At 43.1% G+C, this 15839-nt stretch carries 14 protein-coding genes; 6 read left to right on the top strand and 8 right to left on the bottom strand.

The genetic code is table 11. The annotated features are described in order from the left end of the window. Nucleotides 1–11 precede the first annotated feature (11 nt). On the top strand, nucleotides 12–1118 hold the full coding sequence (locus ACIFOD_RS07890; RefSeq protein ID WP_430314166.1) for a UDP-N-acetylmuramoyl-tripeptide--D-alanyl-D-alanine ligase: 1107 nt from the start codon (nucleotides 12–14) through the stop codon (nucleotides 1116–1118). 164 nt (nucleotides 1119–1282) lie between these two features. On the opposite strand, the gene ACIFOD_RS07885 is transcribed toward ACIFOD_RS07890, so the two are convergent. Further along, the gene (locus ACIFOD_RS07885) at nucleotides 1283–2533 is read right to left on the bottom strand and encodes an ATP-grasp domain-containing protein (protein WP_430314165.1); all 1251 of its coding nucleotides are present in this window, start codon (nucleotides 2531–2533) and stop codon (nucleotides 1283–1285) included. Between the two features lie 329 nt (nucleotides 2534–2862). Here ACIFOD_RS07885 and ACIFOD_RS07880 point away from each other — a divergent pair, with 329 nt between their 5' ends. Beyond that, nucleotides 2863–4065 carry an ATP-grasp domain-containing protein gene (locus tag ACIFOD_RS07880; protein ID WP_430314164.1) on the top strand — a complete coding sequence of 401 codons (1203 nt, stop codon included), beginning with the start codon at nucleotides 2863–2865 and terminating at the stop codon, nucleotides 4063–4065. 81 nt (nucleotides 4066–4146) lie between these two features. Then, on the top strand, nucleotides 4147–4632 hold the full coding sequence (locus ACIFOD_RS07875) for a CotY/CotZ family spore coat protein (RefSeq protein WP_430314163.1): 486 nt from the start codon (nucleotides 4147–4149) through the stop codon (nucleotides 4630–4632). A gap of 46 nt (nucleotides 4633–4678) precedes the next feature. On the opposite strand, the gene ACIFOD_RS07870 is transcribed toward ACIFOD_RS07875, so the two are convergent. The 5 genes from ACIFOD_RS07870 to ACIFOD_RS07850 form a co-directional block, all read right to left on the bottom strand. Next, the gene (locus tag ACIFOD_RS07870) at nucleotides 4679–5500 is read right to left on the bottom strand and encodes a Cof-type HAD-IIB family hydrolase (protein WP_430314162.1); all 822 of its coding nucleotides are present in this window, start codon (nucleotides 5498–5500) and stop codon (nucleotides 4679–4681) included. 95 nt (nucleotides 5501–5595) lie between these two features. Continuing rightward, nucleotides 5596–7053: a glycoside hydrolase family 32 protein gene (locus tag ACIFOD_RS07865; protein ID WP_430314161.1), complete on the bottom strand. Its 1458-nt coding sequence runs from the start codon at nucleotides 7051–7053 to the stop codon at nucleotides 5596–5598. Further along, the gene (locus ACIFOD_RS07860) at nucleotides 7053–8009 is read right to left on the bottom strand and encodes an aminoimidazole riboside kinase (protein WP_430314160.1); all 957 of its coding nucleotides are present in this window, start codon (nucleotides 8007–8009) and stop codon (nucleotides 7053–7055) included. The genes ACIFOD_RS07865 and ACIFOD_RS07860 overlap by 1 nt, the downstream gene beginning before the upstream one ends. An 84-nt stretch (nucleotides 8010–8093) precedes the next feature. Beyond that, on the bottom strand, nucleotides 8094–9467 hold the full coding sequence (locus ACIFOD_RS07855) for a sucrose-specific PTS transporter subunit IIBC (protein ID WP_430314159.1): 1374 nt from the start codon (nucleotides 9465–9467) through the stop codon (nucleotides 8094–8096). Between the two features lie 195 nt (nucleotides 9468–9662). Then, entirely contained in the window at nucleotides 9663–10487 is an 825-nt protein-coding gene (locus ACIFOD_RS07850) for a PRD domain-containing protein (protein ID WP_430314158.1), read from the bottom strand. Between the two features lie 133 nt (nucleotides 10488–10620). Between ACIFOD_RS07850 and ACIFOD_RS07845 the strand changes: the two genes are divergently transcribed. After that, nucleotides 10621–11364 carry an SIS domain-containing protein gene (locus tag ACIFOD_RS07845; protein WP_430314157.1) on the top strand — a complete coding sequence of 248 codons (744 nt, stop codon included), beginning with the start codon at nucleotides 10621–10623 and terminating at the stop codon, nucleotides 11362–11364. 47 nt (nucleotides 11365–11411) lie between these two features. On the opposite strand, the gene ACIFOD_RS07840 is transcribed toward ACIFOD_RS07845, so the two are convergent. Then, nucleotides 11412–12137, bottom strand: coding sequence for a GntR family transcriptional regulator (locus tag ACIFOD_RS07840; protein WP_397554554.1), 726 nt, complete (start codon nucleotides 12135–12137; stop codon nucleotides 11412–11414). A gap of 142 nt (nucleotides 12138–12279) precedes the next feature. Further along, complete coding sequence (gene nagE / locus ACIFOD_RS07835; protein WP_430314156.1) at nucleotides 12280–13662, bottom strand: N-acetylglucosamine-specific PTS transporter subunit IIBC; 1383 nt, start codon at nucleotides 13660–13662, stop codon at nucleotides 12280–12282. Between the two features lie 230 nt (nucleotides 13663–13892). On the opposite strand from nagE, the gene nagA reads away from it, so the two are divergent. Both nagA and nagB read left to right on the top strand, forming a co-directional pair. Beyond that, the gene (gene nagA, locus ACIFOD_RS07830) at nucleotides 13893–15101 is read left to right on the top strand and encodes an N-acetylglucosamine-6-phosphate deacetylase (protein ID WP_430314155.1); all 1209 of its coding nucleotides are present in this window, start codon (nucleotides 13893–13895) and stop codon (nucleotides 15099–15101) included. Then, a complete protein-coding gene (nagB, locus tag ACIFOD_RS07825; RefSeq protein ID WP_430314154.1) occupies nucleotides 15088–15837 on the top strand; it encodes a glucosamine-6-phosphate deaminase in 750 nt (249 codons plus the stop codon). The genes nagA and nagB overlap by 14 nt, the downstream gene beginning before the upstream one ends. Nucleotides 15838–15839: the final 2 nt, after the last annotated feature.

Below are 15839 nucleotides of genomic sequence, written 5' to 3'. Positions count from 1 at the left end.
GGAGGATTACTATGGATAAAGATTTCTCCGTTGAAAGACCGATCATTGCTGTAACCGGAAGCTCAGGCAAAACAACAACCAAATCATTCATCGCATCTATTCTCAGAACCCGCTGGATTATCTTCGAATCAAGTGATTATTGGAACCGGACCGATCATACACAAAAACACCAAGATGAAATCAACTTCATTCATCGGGCTATTGTACTCGAATATGGAATGGCGTTTCCCGGCGTTATCCAAAAGCATTGCAAGATAATCCAGCCTAACATAGGAGCGATCACCAATATCGGTACTGCCCATATTGGCAACTTCAATGGCGATATCAGAGGAATAGCTGCTGCTAAATCGGAGCTTATTAAGGGAATGGATCGTGATGGACATTTATTCTTAAATGGAGATGACAAGAATTCAAAGCTTCTTCACACTAAGAATTTCACAGGAGTACTGAAGAAGGTCAGCATTTATTCCCCATCAGATTACCAGGCAAAGAATGTGCGCTACAGCGTGGAAGGTATCAGCTTTGACCTAAAGCTTTCTGGTAAATCACATACCTTTTCTATTCCATACCATGGAGAATTTTATGTTTACAATGCCCTTCTCGCCATCGCCATTGCGGACCTTCTCGGCTTTAAGCCTGAAGAAATTAAACAAGGAATGAATGAAGTTAAGAAGCCAAAGCACAGGCTTGATGTTATGCAGCTAAAAAACAATATCACGCTGATTGACGATACAGTCCATGCTTTCCCTGATGCCATGAAAGGAGCACTCGACGTGCTTACGAAATTGGAGGGTGAAAAGAAAGTGGCAGTTCTGGGAAGTATGGCAGGCTTCGGAGACAAACATGAAGCCGTTCACAAAGAAATAGGAAGATACGTCGCTGAGAAAGAGATTGATTACCTCTTTACCTATGGCAACCTTTCCAAAAATATTGGAGCTGGCGCAAGAGAAGCTGGTATGAACAAGCAGAGAATCTTTCACTTTAACAGACATTATATGAATGAATTAAATGCGAAACTAGAAAAAATCATCCAACCAAACTGGACGATTCTGATTAAAGGAGCAAGCGGCCTTGAGATGGTGGATACGGTTGAATATTTCAAGAAGATTTTTGGTTAACAGCCTACAGATTGAACACCATCGCAAGAGAAAAAAATGAATATAAAAATGATACGCCTTGTTTAAAGCCGCTAAAGCTTAAACAAGGCGTTTTTATTTACTAGGTAAACATTTTTTGACTTGTACGTGAAAAAAGGGAGGAAAATGCACACCCTCCCTTTTTCTTATTGAATGACCGTTGTAATCTTTTCCTTTGGAGACTCTTTAATCCAAAACTGAATTTCTGCAGCTGCCTTCTTCGCGTTCGCCTCAGCTTCTATTGCTGTATTTCCAACAGCGGTTACATATGCATATCGGTGTCCCATAGACAATGGCGGTGTAATGACTGATCCTTTACGGGGCTTGATATAAACCTCCACTACACCCTGGGACGCAAGGGCTTTACTTTTTCCTGTGACTTTCTCTAGCGTCCCTTTTTTCTCAACCGTCACGTACTGCATGTACACATTCTTTTGAAACTTAGGCTTTAAATCCGGAACTTCTCCCAGCGCCATTTTCAACATCTCTTCGACCAGATTGATTCCATAGGCTGCTTTGATCATATTGTTCATCCCGGCACCTGAGATACGCGCATTTATTTCAATCAACTTCCACTGATTTCCTTTTCGGCGGAGCTCCAAATGACAAGGTCCGTTCTCGAGCCCATGCTTGGCAACGATCTCTTTTATCGCTTTCATCAGACCATTAGAAAATTTCACACCAGGATTCAGTAATAATTTGTATCCAATGACGATAAAGCGTCGAGTATATTGAATATCCTGTTTGATCACCGCCATAATATGAACCTTTCCTTTGTGGACCACCACTTCCACCAGATACTGAGGTTCCGGGAGGTATTCTTCTATTAATATCGGCTGATTTTCATAAAGGGTAATCAACGTATGATACCGCTTCCGATACTCTAATAGATTTCCAACCTTGTACACATCTTTTGAGCCGGTCGATTGGGGGGATTTCATCACCAGAGGGAACTTATTCTTGATTTTCGGTTCTAATGCCTCACTTTCTTCCTTTGTTGCAATCGTCCAATATGCCGGAGTTACTAACGAGTTCTTCAACAGTTCCCGTGATTGAATTTTATTTTGAATGTTTTTCATTCCTTCAGTTGAGAAGTGATTTAAATTAAATTGATCGGCAAGTTTACACGCTGTGTAGCTATGCGGATCGACATAGCTCACAATGGCGGAAACTTCTATCCCTTTCAAAATCAGGGCTTTTACTTCCTTTTGCAGTACATTCATATCACTTAGATCACATAATTTCATGAAATGAACATCGGGAAATTCCTCCCGCTTCGCCACAAAGTTAGGTCTTTCAGTGAACAGGACGGTATAAAATCCAAGTCTGTCTGCCGTCTTTATTGCTTCCCTGCTTGAACCTGACTTAGTGGTTTCTATAAAAATGATAGACTTCATTCAAGGTACTCTCCTTTATTTATCATATTCTCTTTCAAAGCTCAGGATGGGTACGAGCATTGCATTACTGTACAGTTTATTCCGTTGATACTTAGGGGGTGTAGGCTGATTCAATGATGATCCACCTAAATATTTTATGTATGTTAAGAGCAGCTTCCCTCCTATTCACCTTATAATGGCAGGGGGTAATCGAGCTGCTTCAATTTTCAACAGGAGCCTAGCAAATTCTCGTCCAATTATCTGTTTTCACCTTTAGTTGCCCATACTTATCAAAAAACGGCTCATATACTGAGTAGAGACTAAACACATAAAGGAGCTGCTTTTCCCCCATGAATGAATACATCATCTATATAGGTACAAGCCAATCAGGCTCCCCACGGGACGGTATTGAAGCAGGAAAAAAATTGGGCTACTCTACTATTCTATTTACTAACCGCAGGAAGTTTATAAGAGAAAGAGAACTCTTTACGGATGTCGACGAAATGTACGAAGTAGATTTAAGTCATGAAGAAGCAATCAGGAGAAAAATCTCTACACTTCAGCAGGAAGGAAAGAAAATAGCGTGCATCATCAGCTTTCTCGATTCTTACGTTCTTGTAGCAGCCCGGCTTTCTAATGAATTCTGTGGAACCGAAATTTCCTTGGGACCGATTGGTGATTGTATGGATAAACTAGCGCTCCGAACGAAACTGATTGGAAAAGAATATTCTTCTGATTTCATTAAAATGAAGCCTCCCTTTTCTACAGAGGGTGTAAAGGCTTATTCCTATCCTGTTGTATTAAAATCACCCATTTCTAACGGGTCAAAAGATGTCCTCCTCATTCGTAATGAGGAGGAGCTTGCAACAGGCATAAAGAAATTAAATCGGAAAAAACCTCCAAGTCTTCTTGTAGAAGAATACTTAGAGGGACCTCAATACTTGATTGAAGTGGTCATCAAAGATTGCAAGCCCGTGATCACAGTGGTCGTCAAACAGCAAATCACCTATCATAAACGATTCATTGTCACCGGCTATAGTGTTTCACCCGTACATCATTATCCGGTACTGGTCAGAAAGGTTGGAGAGATTATCAATGACCTGGGATTTGTTAACGGAAGCTGTCATTTAGAAATGCGGCTGGTAAAGAATAGATGGAAACTGATCGAAGTAAACCCCCGAATCTCCGGGGGAGCAATGAACAAAATGATAGAAGAAGCATATGGACTGAGCATAGTGGAAGAAACGTTAAGGGTATATCTTAGAACACCTCACCATAGCGAACGTAAATGGGAAAAACATATCTACACCTACTATATGACAGTCAACAAGACGGGCAAGCTGTTAAAAGTGATTGGAAAAAACATGGCAGAAGAACAAGAAGGAATCATCGAAGTTTATATAAAACCAAGAAAAGGAAAAACACTTCGCCCTCCAACCTCCATGGGGCATCGTTATGGGTATGTTATGGCGAGCGGGGAGTCCGTGCAGGAATCAGAGAGGCGTGCAAAAGATGCCTCTAAAGACATTCAATTTTATTTAGAATCAATCTAAACCGTTATATATGCACTACACCACTTTTCCAGACCAAAATACACTAATGATAAGAGACAGGTGAAAGGAGGATTTGAGGCGATGATTTGTCATCACAATAGCTGTATATGCGAAACCCTGAATGAATTATTACTGGAACAATTCCAATTGGCCACTCAAGAATTTAAGTTCATTTGTGAATACGACAAGGTAGACACCATTCCATTTATCCTATACACAAAGGAAGACAGCGAGCCTTTTCGGGCACACTTACACTCCAACTGCACCATATACTTTAAGCTCATCGATATCGACGATGGCTGTGCAACACTGCGGTTACTGGCCGGAATGGATATAGAAGGATACATTACCGACGATGCCGATGAATTATTTGCCCTTTATCAAACCGACAAATGTATCAGCATCGACTGCAACTGTTTTCTCGGAATTCAGCCCCTTCCTCCGAAATTCGTCAACCGCAAGCTTCCGGATATCGGTCGGGGAGGCCCTAAAGGAAGAGGTTCAAGTGAGCAGGGTATGGGTCCTGAATATGGTTCGGATTTTGATCAGGAGTGCGATGATAAGTAGGAGTTGGGGTTGAATCTAGGGGTGACTAGAGCCACCCCTAGATTCCTTAAACGCGGGACAACCTGTTCAATACAAACTCCTCAACTACTTCTGCTACGCCATCTTCCATATTAGAAGCTGTTACAAAATCAGCCTTTTCTTTAATATCTCCCGGAGCATTCCCCATGGCGACGCCAAGACCGGCGAATTCAATCATCGTAAGGTCGTTATAGCTGTCTCCGATGGCAATGACCTCTTCCGCTTTAATACCCATTGGCTTGATCAGGTAGTCAAGGCTTGCTCCTTTCGTCACGCCCAACTGCGTAAACTCAAGGAAGAATGGCTTAGAGCGCATCACACTCAGTTCACCATCCAGTTCGGCTTGAAGTTTCTTCTCGACCTCTACCAAACGATCGGCTTCTTTTAACATAAGTGCCTTTACAACAGGCTCCTGAATCACTTCTTTGAAGTTTGGAACGACCTTTACAGGCAGCCCTGTCAACTCACTTTCAATAGAAGCAAATTCACTTGGTTCTTCTACAACAATCGCATCATCAGCATATGTGAGAATGCCAACCTCTTCCCGTTTACTCAAATCATATAAGCGGTGAACGGTTTCAGCTGATAATGTTCGACTGTATTTCTCTTCGTTTGTCTTGCAATCTATTATTTTTGATCCGTTGAAAGAAAGAATATAGCTTCCATATTGGTCAAGCTTCAGTTCTTTTGCAACCCATCTCATTCCAAACGTTGGGCGGCCGGATGCCAGGACAACTTTCACTCCCGCCTCCTGTGCCAGAAGCAAAGCATCTTTTGTACGCATTGAAATCGTTTGGTCATCTCGTAACAATGTATCATCTAAGTCCAGTACAATCATTTTATACTTCATCATGAAAAATCCTTTCAGGGTATCCAATTTATATTATCTTACTATAACATCTATCTTTTATTAAGAAAAAGAAAATAGACCACCGAAGCGGCAGTCTATTTCAAGTTTACATGGTTTAGATCCCATTTTCTAATGGTAAATCGAGCCTGATTGGAAGCTCCGAAATGTACAGTATCGTTATTTGGTGATGGATAGAACCGGGCTGTAAACGTTTCTTCTCCTTCATTTATAAATACTTCAATGGCAGAAGTGTCAACGAACACTCTTAATGAATTTAAATTCACCACTTTACATTGCCGCTTCTCTACCACGCCATTAACATAGCTTTTTCGCTCAAGAGTCACCAGCTGTTCCCCAGCAGAATAAACGAGTCTGCCTCCATCTCCAATGGAAAGATCAAACCATCCTTCAGAAAGAGACAGGTCCCCGATCTCCAATTCAAACGCTTTTCCATTTACACCATTGAGTTCCCGGCTTTCTTTATCCAATACAACCTTGTGTTCTATAGCTTCTCCGGCTCTTAAATTCCGCAATTCTTCAAGAGGAACCTGTATCACCTTACCGTTCACAAGCTTCAGCTCCCGAGGCAAGGTCATCGTATGAAGCCATTTATGTTCAATGGTAGGATGATCCTGTTCATTTTGATCCGGTACACTCATCCAGGCAAAAAGAATACGGCGTCCCTTGTCGTCGACTGTCGTTTGTGGAGCATAGAAGTCAAAGCCGCGGTCCAACTCTTCGAAATTCCCATGTTCCAACGTTCCTGCAGCTGAATCAAATTGTCCGGCAACATAGCCTGCCTGATACACATTCTGATACTTCATTCCAGCACCTTCGATTCCCTGCGGAGAGAAAATAAGGATGTCCTGATCTCCCAACTTAAAAAGGTCGGGACATTCAAACATATAACCGAAGTCAGCAAGCTTGCCCTTGCCTCCACCTGCAAGGACACCCCGATACTCCCAATCAATTAGATCATGCGATCGCAACAAAGCAACTGCTCCTTTTAACTCTGTCGTCTGTGCACCAACAACCATAAAAAACGCTCCATCCTGTTCCCACACCTTTGGATCGCGGAAATGGGCGGTATATCCTTCCGGCAAGTGAACGACGGGACCTTTTTTGTCAAAATGGATACTGTCTTCCGAGAGTGCTAAGCACTGATAGGATTCCCGATTCCCTTCCTCGTCCTTCACGTTCCCTGTATAGTACGCATAGATTTTCCCGTCATGCTCGATGGCACTTCCGGAATAACAACCATTTTTCTCATACCATTCTGCAGGCGTGAGGGCGATGTCTTCATGCGTCCAGTTCACTAAGTCCCTTGACGAGTAATGCCCCCAGAACTTCGCACCATGTCCTGTTTTAAAGGGCATCCACTGGTAATATAAATGATAGACCCCTTTGAATTGGATAAATCCGTTCGGATCATTCAATAGTCCCACAGGCGGCATGAGGTGATAATGAAGGCGGTATTGATCCTGCTCTACAACACCCTTGTGCTTTTCCATTTCTTCATAGACTTCTTTTCGCAGTTGTTCATCTCTGGTCATCACGCCTTCCCCCTCTTCAGATGATGGTTTACTTCCTCCAAGGAAGGCAAAGCCGTCATCGCTCCTTTTGTTGAGGCAGCGAGTGCTCCTGATACGGCTGCAAACCCGGCCATGCGGGCTGCTTCTTCTATTGATAGTGATGAAATATTCCCTTTGTATTCATGGATGGAATAGAGAATCCCGGATACAAACGCATCCCCGGCCCCCGTTGTATCCACTGCTTTCACCTTCATGGCAGGTACATACTGACGGGCATCTCCTACGTACACATAGCTTCCTTCTGCCCCCATCGTGATAATCAAGAAAGGAATATTGTATGCCCTTAGTTTCGCTACCCCTGATTCAATCTCTTTTTCACCCGTAATAAATTCGAGTTCTTCCTCAGAGATCTTCAAAACATCGGCTTCAGAAAGCATACTCTTAATCGTTTCTCGGGCATTTTCCTCAGAATCCCATAATCCTAATCGTAAATTCGGATCATAGGAAACCAATAAACCATTCTCTTTCGCCACTTTCACAGCATGATGAGTAGCTTCTTTCGCAGGAGAGCTGATCATGGAGATGGAACCAAAGTGAAGGATTTTATGGGTTAGGAAATCCTCTTCGTCTATATCTTTCACTTGGAGGAATCGGTCCGCACTCGGATCGATATAAAAGTCAAAGCTGCGCTCCCCGTCTTCTCCGTTCGTTACAAATACCACTCCCGTACGGACATCAGGAGTCAAAAGCATTTGATTGGTCCGAACCCCATATTCCTGAAGAGTCTCTTGCAGGAACCTCCCTAATACATCATCTCCCACTTTTCCTAAAAAGGTAGACCTCGCGCCTAATCTAGCCAGTCCAACAGCCACATTGGCCGGGGCTCCTCCGGGACTTTTTTGATAGGTAGTATTGTGTTCGTCTAAAGGGATGAAGTCTATCAGTGCTTCACCCAGTGAGATGATTCCTTGTTTCATATCGAGTTCCTCCTCGTTCTAATGGATTCTACTTTAAATATAGCAAATCCTTACTAGTCAGGTGACTAGTAAGGATAAAGATTTCTATTTTGCTTCTTCTTTCCAACCCAGTAATAAAGTTGCTGAAAATGCGCCTGCTACAGCGATGATGAATCCGATTCCATAGTTAAGTGGATCTTGAGCAATTGCGAACATCGGAATACCCGTTAGTCCTATTCCGTTCGCCATCACTTGAGTGAATACCACGTATGCTCCACCAAGCGCTCCACCGATGGCTGCTCCGATAAACGGACGGCGATGCTTCAAGTTAACCCCGAAAATCGCCGGCTCTGTAATTCCCAGGAAAGCAGACACGGCTGCCGGTACAGCAATTTCCTTCGTTTTCTTATTTTTCGTTTTAAAGAAGACAGCGAGTGTTGCCCCACCTTGTGCAACGTTGGCCATTGCCCAAATTGGCAGCAAATAGTTTCCACCTACGTTTGATAACAACTCAGCCTCGATGGCATGGAAGCTGTGATGAACACCGGTTAATACGATTGTTGAATACAATCCACCAAAGATCAGTCCAGCTATCGGACCGGCTGTATTGTAGACAACATCCAGAACCGTTGTGATTCCGTTACCGAGGACCCTTCCAAGTGGGCCAACGATAAGCAGGGCGGTAAATCCTGTGAAGATGACCGTCAAGAACGGTGTCACCAATAAATCAACAGTATTCGGTACAATTTTGCGTAAGCCTTTTTCAATCTTTGCCATTAAGTAAACGGTTAATAGTACTGGAATGACCGTCCCTTGGTACCCAAGCATTTCAACGCCAAATCCGAAGAAATCAAGAGTGTCCGGCTGGGCATCGGCAAGACCCCACGGATTCAGTAATGCCGGGTGGGTCATGATCCCCCCGATGACAGCACCTAAGTAACCATTCGCCCCAAATTCCTTCGCAGCACTCATCCCGATCAAGATCGGTAAAATGATGAAGGCAGCAGAAGAGAACATGTCCAGCATCACGAATAGACCGCTTTCAGGATCTACCCATTTATACGTTCTCATCAGACCAAGGAGTCCCATTAACATACCGGCAGCTACGATTGCAGGGATGATGGGTACAAATATGTTTGACAATGTACGTGCAAAACGGGCAAATGGGTTCATCTTCCGTTTTGCAGCATCGCTGTGAGACTCACCCGTTGGAGACTTATCTTCAACTGATGCTCCAACAAGAGGGCCGAAATGCTCAAATACTTTGTTTACATTCCCTGTCCCGAATATGATCTGGAACTGACCGGAACTTGAGAATGCCCCTTTCACACCATCCAATTCCTCGATGGCACTTTTATCTATCTGACTTTCATCGTCAATCACGAGACGAAGACGCGTCGCACAATGAGTGGCACTTACAACATTATTCTCGCCGCCCAATAACGGGACAAGCTGTTCTGCAACTTCACGATAATTCATCATGAATCCCTCCTGTTTTATAAAATATCAATAAAAAAAGACCTAGTACCCTTAAGAGGATAGAGGTAGGTCAAAGAGAGACGCTTACCATTATCGTCTTAAAGATTCTAGGTCTTGCCTGCATGAACAGTAACAATCCTACTGTATGAAATTGATGAGTTCATTCTACAAGATGAAAGCGATACCGTCAACCATTTACTTTATGAGGCGTTCGATATGCAGAGCTATATACGCAACCTCTGAAGGTGGGAAGTCAATGCTGTATTCTTGTTGCAGATACTTTGTAATTTCCTTTGAGCACTCGTAAGCCCTTTGGTATTTCATCTGTATGAGTTCAAGCATGTCTTCATCAATGGGATCAAACTGGTCTCCCTGCTCAATCCGATTTAATGCAAAACGGAGATGGGTGATCAATCGTTGGTAGTTGATGCTCGACTCTTCTACTTTTATGGACAGAAGGGACTCTACCTGCTCGACAAATTCCCTCAGAATCGTTGCATGCTTCAACGATTCGCTCATAGACGGGGCATCCATCTTTGCAGTATGAATATGAAGGGCAATATGAGCCGCCTCATCATCAGGGATTTCGATACCGAGTTTCTGCCTGATCTCTTCTTTTGCCCACACTCCGACTTCATATTCCTTTTTATATAGGAGCTTGATTTCGTTCAAGAGCTTATTTTGGATTGGGATTCCTTGCTGCAGTCTTTCAAGCGCAAATGAAAGGTGATCCGTCAGTGCAATATGGATATGATCGCTAAGAGGGGCATTTAAATGCCCCTCTGCAAAGCTGATGATGTTTTCAGCGATTTCAATATGTTCCTCCGGCAAGGTAGCCAGGAGCTGCTGGAATTTCTCTGAGGATTGTTCATGAAGGACAAAGATCTTTTCAATTTTGTTCTTGGGGATGATATCATTTCGCTTCTTCTGAAAAGCAATCCCGCTCCCCATCACAATTTTCTCCTGCGGCCCGTCTACCACTACAACAGCATTGTTGTTTAAAATTCTAAAAATACGCATAGATATCCTCCGTACAGTTCATTATTCCCTATGTTACCACGATTTAGCTTAAAGATAACATGTAAAGTGTGCAGACTAAAGATTTCCATGATAGATATGATATGCTGATAGAAAAAATGAAAGCGGGAAAGAAATGATTTCTACATACTTTGAAAAAATCCAGGAAAAGTTACATGTTGTTCAAACCGAAGAAGCTGAAAAAATGGCAGAGTTTGCTCAAAAGATATCTTCTTCCATCCAAGAAGATGGAATCATCCAGCTCTTCGGATGCGGTCACTCTCACATCCTTTCTGAAGAGGTGTTCTACAGAGCAGGTGGACTGGTTCCAATCCATCCTATTTTGATAGAGCCGCTCATGCTTCATGAAGGAGCCGTACGATCCTCTCAGTTAGAAAGAGCGAAAGGGTATGCGAGTGAGTTTATGAATGCGCAAGATATTCAGCCCCATGATGTGGTGATTGTTGTCTCCACATCAGGAAAAAATCCCGTTCCCATCGATGTAGCTCTTCACGCCAAAGAGAGGGGCGCTTATGTTGTGTCCATCAGTTCCTTTGATTATGTAGAGAAGGAAACGTCCCGACATCCCAGCGGAAGATTTCTGAGTGAAGTAGTGGATCTTGCCATAAATAATCACTCCGTTGTAGGAGATGCGGTACTGACTGACCCAAGAGTGTCTGTTCCGTTCTCTCCATCTTCAACTGTCATCGGCGCGGCGATATTAAATAGCGTCATGGCAGGTGCCATTGAAAACATGGTGGTAGACGGATTTGAGCCGCCTATCTTCATCAGCGGAAACGTGGATGGCGCAGAAAATCATAACGAAGGATTGATCGAGAAATATCGTCAGCGTATTCCCTTGTTAACAAAAGGATTATAGAGAAAAAGAGTAGGGACCCTTTATAAAATAGGGCTCCTACTCTTTTTTTACAGTCTGTCCAAGTTGATTTTGAATTTATATTTATCAGCTCGATAAATCGATCGTACAAGCTCAAAAGGGGTGCCGTCTTCTAAAAATGAATCACGCTGAATGAAGAGCACCGGCTCCCCACTCTTCACCTTTAGATGCTTCGTATCCTCTTCCGTCACAATTGCCGCTTCCACTGATTGCGTGGCATGACTGATGTGAAGGTTCAGCTCGCTTTCAATATAGTGGTACAGTGACCTTTCCAATATTTCCTGATTCAATCCAGGAAGCAGCTTCACGGGAATATAACTTGTCTCCAGAGCCATTGGTTCACCATTCGCAAGACGGATTCGCTTCATCGTATACACCAGCTCTTCTTCCTCTAACGAAAGAAGTTCCTGAATATCGTCTGCGGCCGGAGAAATTTCGAAATGCAGTAATTTATTCCCGGGCTCGAGTCCCCGACTCTTCATGTCTTCACTGAAGCTTGTTAAACCTTGGAGACTTTGCTCGATTTTGCGGTGAGAGACGAATGTCCCTCGGCCTTTTTCTCTATATAACACATTTTTATTCACAAGATTGGTAATCGCCTGTCTCACGGTCATCCTGCTGATTTTGAACGATTCAGCCAGCTCCCGCTCAGACGGAAGGGCATCACCCGGTTTTAACTCTTCAGACTGTATTAGATGTTTTAGGTGCTCTTCTAACTGATAATACAAAGGAAGAGGAGAATTTTTATTTACCACGAACGCTTCTCCTTTCGATATATAACGATTTATCTTTTATTTTAGTATATATACCCTGTTTATAACAAACAAATATCCCATGTCTATATGAAAGTGACAGACGGGTTTTGCCAAATACGACAAACCCGTCTGCCCTCCCCTGTTATTTTAACTTTCTCAACTCATCCGCAACAAATTCCACATCGGTCCCTACAATGACTTGAAGGTTTTTATTGTTCACCTTCATCACACCTTTAGCCCCATGTGCTTTTAAGGCTTTTTCATCTACCAGTGTGGCGTCATTGATTTGTAATCGTAAACGTGTGGCACAGTTATCGATCACTGCCAGGTTTTCTTTCCCGCCCAGATCCTTCAGGAAATGTTCTGCCATTACTTCATATTTACTATTTCCACGTGAATTTTCATCTGCTACTACCACATCTTCATCATCTTCACGACCCGGAGTTTTCAAATTAAACTTCTTGATCAAGAAGGTGAATAGGAGGAAGTAGATGATTCCATAAAGAATGTCTACCCCTAATAACAGCCACGGTTTTTGACCGATGTTGAAGTTTAAAATGTAATCAAAAGCACCGGCTGAGAAACCAAAACCGTGGTGGATACCAAGTACGTATGTGATGACCATCGAACTTGCTGTTAATACAGCATGAATTCCATAAAGAACAGGAGATAAGAACATGAAACTGAATTCAATCGGCTCTGTGATCCCTGTTAAGAATGAAGTGACGGCCAAACCGATTAACATCCCCGATACATTGGCACGTAAATGCTTTTTCGCTGTCACAATCATCGCAAGACAAGCTGCCGGAAGACCGAACATCATGATAGGGAAGAATCCAGTCTGGAACGTTCCAGCTGTTGGATCACCTGCAAAGAAACGTGGGATATCCCCCTTCACAATTTCTCCTGCTGCATCTTTAAATGTTCCAAATTCAAACCATACAAGTGTATTCAACACGTGATGCAGCCCGACTGGAATCAAGAGACGATTCAACAGACCGAACACACCGACTCCAGTGGCTCCGGCACCGATGATCCATTCACCAATGGAGTTGATCCCACTCTGGATTGGTGGCCAGATGATTCCAAATATCCCTGCGAGTAATACCATGGACGCAGCGGTTACAATCGGAACGAAACGTCTGCCCCCGAAGAAGCCCAGCCAGGCCGGAAGTTTAATATCATTGAAACGGTTATATAATAAACCTGCCACGACCCCGGATATGATCCCGCCGAAAATGGCCATGTTCGAATCCGGATCAAGGGCTTTCAACCCACCCGTTAACACCAAATAACCGATGGCACCGGCTAATCCGGCCGTACCATTTCCATCTTTCGAAAATCCGATTGCCACCCCGATGGCAAAGATTAATGCTAAATTTTTAAATATGGCATCTCCTGCTTCAGACATGAACGCGATTCCCAATAAGTCATCCTGACCTAAACGCAGCAATAATGCAGCTGCCGGAAGCACCGCGATTGGAAGCATGAGCGATTTACCGATTCGTTGTAAGAAACCTAACATACTATTCTCTCCTTTTTTTCAAGTGAAAGCGTTTAAACAAAACAAATCATATCATTAAAAAGGAATAGTTGTCTATACCAATTTTATAAATATAAATGGAGATTTGATGAGGTAATATAGTCCGATTACTTTTTAAATCATTAAATATACTGTTCAAATATAAACTGGTATAGACATCTATACTATCAGGTGTTATGGTAGAAGTGTAAAGTACTCAAGGAGTGATTTCAGTGACCTCAAATATAGAGAAACTACTTATCCTGGATGGAAACATCTATGCAGAAAATACAGTATATGAAAAAGGGTATATCAAAATAGAGAATGGAATGATCACCGAAATGGGTGACCGTTCCCAGTTAAACGATTCTGAAGAATACAAAGTGATTTCGCTTCCCCATGGATATAGTGTTGTCCCGGGAATGATAGATATTCATATTCATGGAGTAAATGGTGCCGACACAATGGATGCCACGCGAGAAGCTCTCGATACGATGACCGGGACACTTCCGAAAGAAGGAACCACGAGCTTCCTTGCGACAACCATGACGGAAGCATCAGATGCAATCGAAAAAGCCTTGGCGGCAACGGCAGACTATATGTCAAACCATCAAAGGGGTGGTCAGGCAGAAATACTCGGCCTTCATTTAGAAGGGCCGTTCATTAATGCGGATAAGGCAGGTGCACAGCCTCTACATCGTATCCAAAAGCCAAATGTCGAAGTTTTTAAAAACTGGCATGCTCTTTCAGGAGAGAATATTAAGTTGGTGACCCTTGCCCCTGAACTTGATGATGAATACGAACTGATCCGTTACTTAAAAGAGAATGGAATTGTCGCTTCAGTGGGCCATTCCAATGCAACCTATGATCAGGTCGGGAAAGCCATCGATGCAGGCTTGTCCCATGTTACCCACTTGTTCAATCAAATGTCGGGACTTCATCACCGGGAGCCAGGCATCGTGGGCGCATCCTTCCTTCGAAAAGAATTAATGGTGGAATTGATTTCAGACGGCATCCACGTACGTCCGGAAGTGGTCCAATTGGCATTCGATCAAATTACAGACGAGCGATTAATCCTCATCACTGATTCCATGAGAGCCAAATGCTTGAAGAATGGCCAGTATGATCTTGGCGGCCAGATGGTGACGGTTAAGGACGGGAAAGCAATATTGGACGAAGACACTTTAGCAGGAAGCGTATTGAAGATGAGGGATGCTTTTACAAATATCCAGGAATTCACAACCGGGGATATGAGAAGTGCGATCAAAATGACCGCTGAAAATCCTGCCAGACAATTAAATATCTTTAATCGAAAAGGAAGCCTTGCTCCCCGGAAAGATGCAGACATCGTCATCCTGGACGAAAACAAAGATGTATACACAACGATTTGCAAAGGAAAAATAGCCTATATTCGAGAGGATGATACTCATGAAACTAATTGAAGTGAAAGACTACCAGGAAATGAGTCAAGTCGCTGCAGACTATCTATTATCCAAGGTGAAAAGCTCTAACCAACTGACACTGGGATTGGCCACAGGCGGAACACCACAAGGGCTTTATGAGGCATTGATCAATGACCATAAACAGAACAGGACTTCCTATCAACATGTATCTTCCTTTAATTTGGACGAATACATCGGGTTATCCGGTAAACACCCTAACAGCTACTACCATTACATGAATGATCACCTATTTAAACATATTGATATTGATTCAAAGAACACCCATATTCCTTCTGGAAAAGCAGTGGACCTCGAAAAGGAATGTGAGGCATATGATGAAAAGATCCGTTTACATGGGGGAATCGATCTTCAAATTCTTGGAATAGGCAGCAACGGACATATCGGATTTAATGAACCAGGTACTTCTTTTGATACCAACACCCATATTGTCGAGCTTGCTCAATCTACTCGTGAGGCTAATGCCCGTTATTTCGACTCGATGGATGAAGTACCTGCACAAGCCATCACAATGGGGATTTCTTCGATTATGAAAAGCAAAGAAATCCTTCTCCTTGTTTCAGGTGAGGCGAAACAAGTGGCCATGAAAAAGTTAGTTGAAGGAGTAATCTCTGAGAACTTCCCTGCTTCTATCTTGAATCGCCACGAACATGTCACGGTGATTGCCGATAAAGAAGCGCTGGCAATGGTGAAAGGGTTAGAGTTGTTGAATAGATGAAA

Source organism: Rossellomorea sp. NRS-1567, from assembly GCF_050467885.1.
Lineage (GTDB): Bacteria > Bacillota > Bacilli > Bacillales > Bacillaceae_B > Rossellomorea > Rossellomorea aquimaris_C.
This window is presented reverse-complemented; position numbering and strand designations above follow the sequence as displayed.